Source organism: Mycobacterium sp., assembly GCF_049280035.1.
Taxonomy (GTDB): Bacteria; Actinomycetota; Actinomycetes; order Mycobacteriales; family Mycobacteriaceae; genus Mycobacterium.
In genome coordinates this window covers 1-3,211 of sequence record NZ_JBAPPI010000683.1, presented here as the reverse complement: position 1 = coordinate 3,211, position 3,211 = coordinate 1, and the positions used below count along the sequence as shown (strand labels likewise).

The 3,211-nt window shown below is 63.0% G+C and carries 2 protein-coding genes; both read left to right on the top strand.

Going from position 1 to position 3,211, the window contains the following annotated elements; translation table 11 throughout:
* The coding region (locus tag WAN71_RS21915) for an MMPL family transporter (protein WP_422227342.1) at positions 1-2,129 on the top strand (2,129 nt) is incomplete at its 5' end.
* 74 nt (positions 2,130-2,203) lie between these two features.
* Positions 2,204-3,211, top strand: a 1,008-nt coding sequence (locus tag WAN71_RS21910) for a PHP domain-containing protein (protein ID WP_422227341.1), incomplete at its 3' end; no start/stop codon positions are given.

Here is a 3,211-nt window from a genome sequence, read left to right as displayed (position 1 = left end):
GCCGTTATCACGACTATTTGCGGCTCGGCTTGGATTCGAATCAGGCAGTCCGGAAGGCGTTGACGTCTATCGGCAAAGTGATCGCCGGGTCCGCGGCCACCGTATCGATCACCTTTCTCGGGATGATCTTCACCCATTTGGGAGCCTTTAGAACAGTCGGGCCGGCGCTGGCCATTTCTATTGGGGTGGCGCTCCTGGCCGCCCTGACTTTTCTCCCGGCCCTGCTCGTCCTCGCCGGACCTCGCGGTTGGATCATGCCGCGCCGCGACCTCACCACCCGCTTTTGGCGGCGCTCGGGAATACGCATCGTGCGCCGACCCGTGACCCATCTGCTCGCCAGCCTTACGGTGCTGATCATTCTTGCCGGCTGCGCAACTTTGGCCCGCTACAACTACGACGACAGCAAAACACTTCCGAAGTCCGTCGAGAGCGCTGTCGGATACGCCACGCTGGCCCAACATTTTCCGTTGAACGCCACCATCCCTGAGTATCTCGTCGTGCAATCACCACGCGACTTGCGGGATCCGGCAGCCCTTGCCGACCTCAAGCAGATGGCGCAGCGGGTGAAGCAACTGCCCGGTATCGCGACGATCCGAGGTGCCCCTCCACCCACCGGAAAATCGACCGATCAAACTTCTGCTGTTGGCGGCGCCGCAAACGGCCCATCCAACGGTTCCGCTTTTGCGGCCAGCGCCGACGCCGAATCAGGCAGTGGGACTGACGCGTTCGCCAACGTGGCCGGCATGCTGTACCCCCTCGCCAATTTGGACAGCGGATCGTCCGAGGAGGGCGAACAAGGCAAGCCGGCCGGGGAAGTCGACGACGCCGCCATGTTCATCAGCACCGTGCGTGCGCTCGGCTTCGCGATGTCCCTCGACGTCGCAGAGATCGCCAACACCCTCAACGCCGCGCCGGTGACGGTGCTGGACGTCGGTGCTACCACCGCGAGCGACGGTGGAGCGCTCCAGAAGATCTCTGGTTTTGCTGAAAAGCTGCAGTCCCTGCCAGATGCGGACACCATCGAGGCGGCGTCGCAGAGTGTGCGCCAAATACTCGATAACGCCGCCAACGACCTGCGGGCGATGGGTATCGGCGACCCCGACGACGTGAAGGATCGCCAGCCTGTCCCGCAGCACGATCCACATACCTTCGCCGAAGCGATTCGGCAGCTGGTCGACGGGGTAAAGGCGCTGACCCACCAAACCACACATATAGCGGGCGGGTTGACCTATGCGTTGACGTCGTTCATCTCGCCTGATGGGCACACTGCGCGGTACTTGGTGCAAACCAAACTCAACCCTTTCGGCACCGATGGCATGAATCAGATTCATCAGATCGTCGATGCCGCTCGGGGGGCTCAACCGGATGCCACGCTGGCGAACGCCTCGATATCAGCATCCGGAGTCACCGCGATGCTCCGAGACACGCGTGCCTATTACAACCAGGACATCCGACTCATCATCGGCATGACCATTCTGATTGTGTTCCTGATTTTGGTCGCGCTGCTACGTGCCATTGTCGCGCCGCTATACCTGATAGCTTCGGTGGTGATCTCATACTTGTCGGCACTTGGTGTGGGCGTCATCGTCTTTCAATTCATATTCCACCAGGGATTGACGTGGAGCGTCCCGGGACTGACTTTCATCGTGTTGGTCGCAATGGGTGCCGATTACAACTTGCTGCTCATCTCGAGGCTTCGGGAAGAGTCTCCGTACGGCATCCGGTCCGGGGTCATCCGCACGGTGGGCTCGACGGGTGGTGTGATCACGGCTGCGGGTGTCATTTTCGCCGCCTCGATGTTCGGTCTGTTGTTCGCCAGCATCAGCACCTTGGTCCAGTCAGGTTTCATTATCGGCACCGGGCTTCTGTTGGACACCTTCCTGGTACGCACCATCACCGTGCCCGCCATCGCCGTGCTGGTCGGGCAGGCGAACTGGTGGCCATCACGGTTACCGCCGCGCTCACCGCATCGCCGAACAGAACGGCTGGCTAAATCACCTAAGTCCGACTCCGAATCAACGTCCGAAGCGCCGGACGACACTGCGCACGATCTGGGTACGGGCCGGCACGCGTCGCAGACCGACGTCGCTGACGGCGCCGATTCCGACATCGTCGCGCTTCGCTCGTGAGTTGGCAGGGCAGCAAGACACACTCTGCGACACGCCGGAGATGCGTCGGTGCACGGCCATAGACTGGCGTCTCTATGACTGATCCGTCCGCTCTTGGCGCAAGCGCTCATCGCGCGTCCTTCGTGCACCTGCATAACCACACCGAGTACTCGATGTTGGACGGTGCCGCGAAGATCGCGCCGATGCTGGCCGAGGCGCAGCGGCTGGAGATGTCGGCGATCGGGATGACCGACCACGGCAACATGTTCGGCGCCAGCGAGTTCTACAACGCCGCCACGGCGGCGGGTATCAAACCGATCATCGGCGTCGAGGCGTACGTCGCTCCCGGTACCCGTTTTGATACTCGCCGCATCCTGTGGGGTGACCCGGGGCAGAAGAGCGACGACGTGTCCGGCAGCGGCTCCTACACCCACCTGACGATGGTCGCCGAGAACGCCACCGGCCTGCGAAACCTGTTCAAGCTGTCGTCGTTGGCTTCTTTCGAGGGTCAGCTGGGCAAGTGGTCGCGGATGGATGCCGAGCTGATCGCCGAGCACGCGGCCGGCATCATCGCCACCACCGGCTGCCCCTCCGGGGAGGTGCAGACCCGGCTGCGGCTCGGGCAGCGCCGCGAAGCGCTCGAGTCCGCCGCCAAGTGGCGGGAGATTTTCGGGGCCGAGAACTACTTCCTGGAGTTGATGGACCACGGGCTGGACATCGAGCGTCGAGTCCGCGACGGGTTGCTCGAGATCGGCCGCACGCTGAACATCCCGCCGCTGGCCACCAACGACTGCCATTACGTCACCCGCGACGCCGCGCACAACCACGAGGCGCTGCTATGTGTGCAGACCGGCAAGACGCTGTCGGATCCGAACCGGTTCAAGTTCGACGGCGACGGCTACTACTTGAAGTCGGCGGCCGAGATGCGAGGGATCTGGGATAACCAGGTTGCCGGGGCCTGCGACTCGACTCTGCTGATCGCCGAGCGGGTCAGCTCCTATGCCGATGTGTGGGCGCCGCGCGACCGGATGCCGGTCTTCCCGGTGCCCGACGGGCATGACCAGGCCTCCTGGTTGCGTCACGAGGTAGAAGCGGGTCTGCGC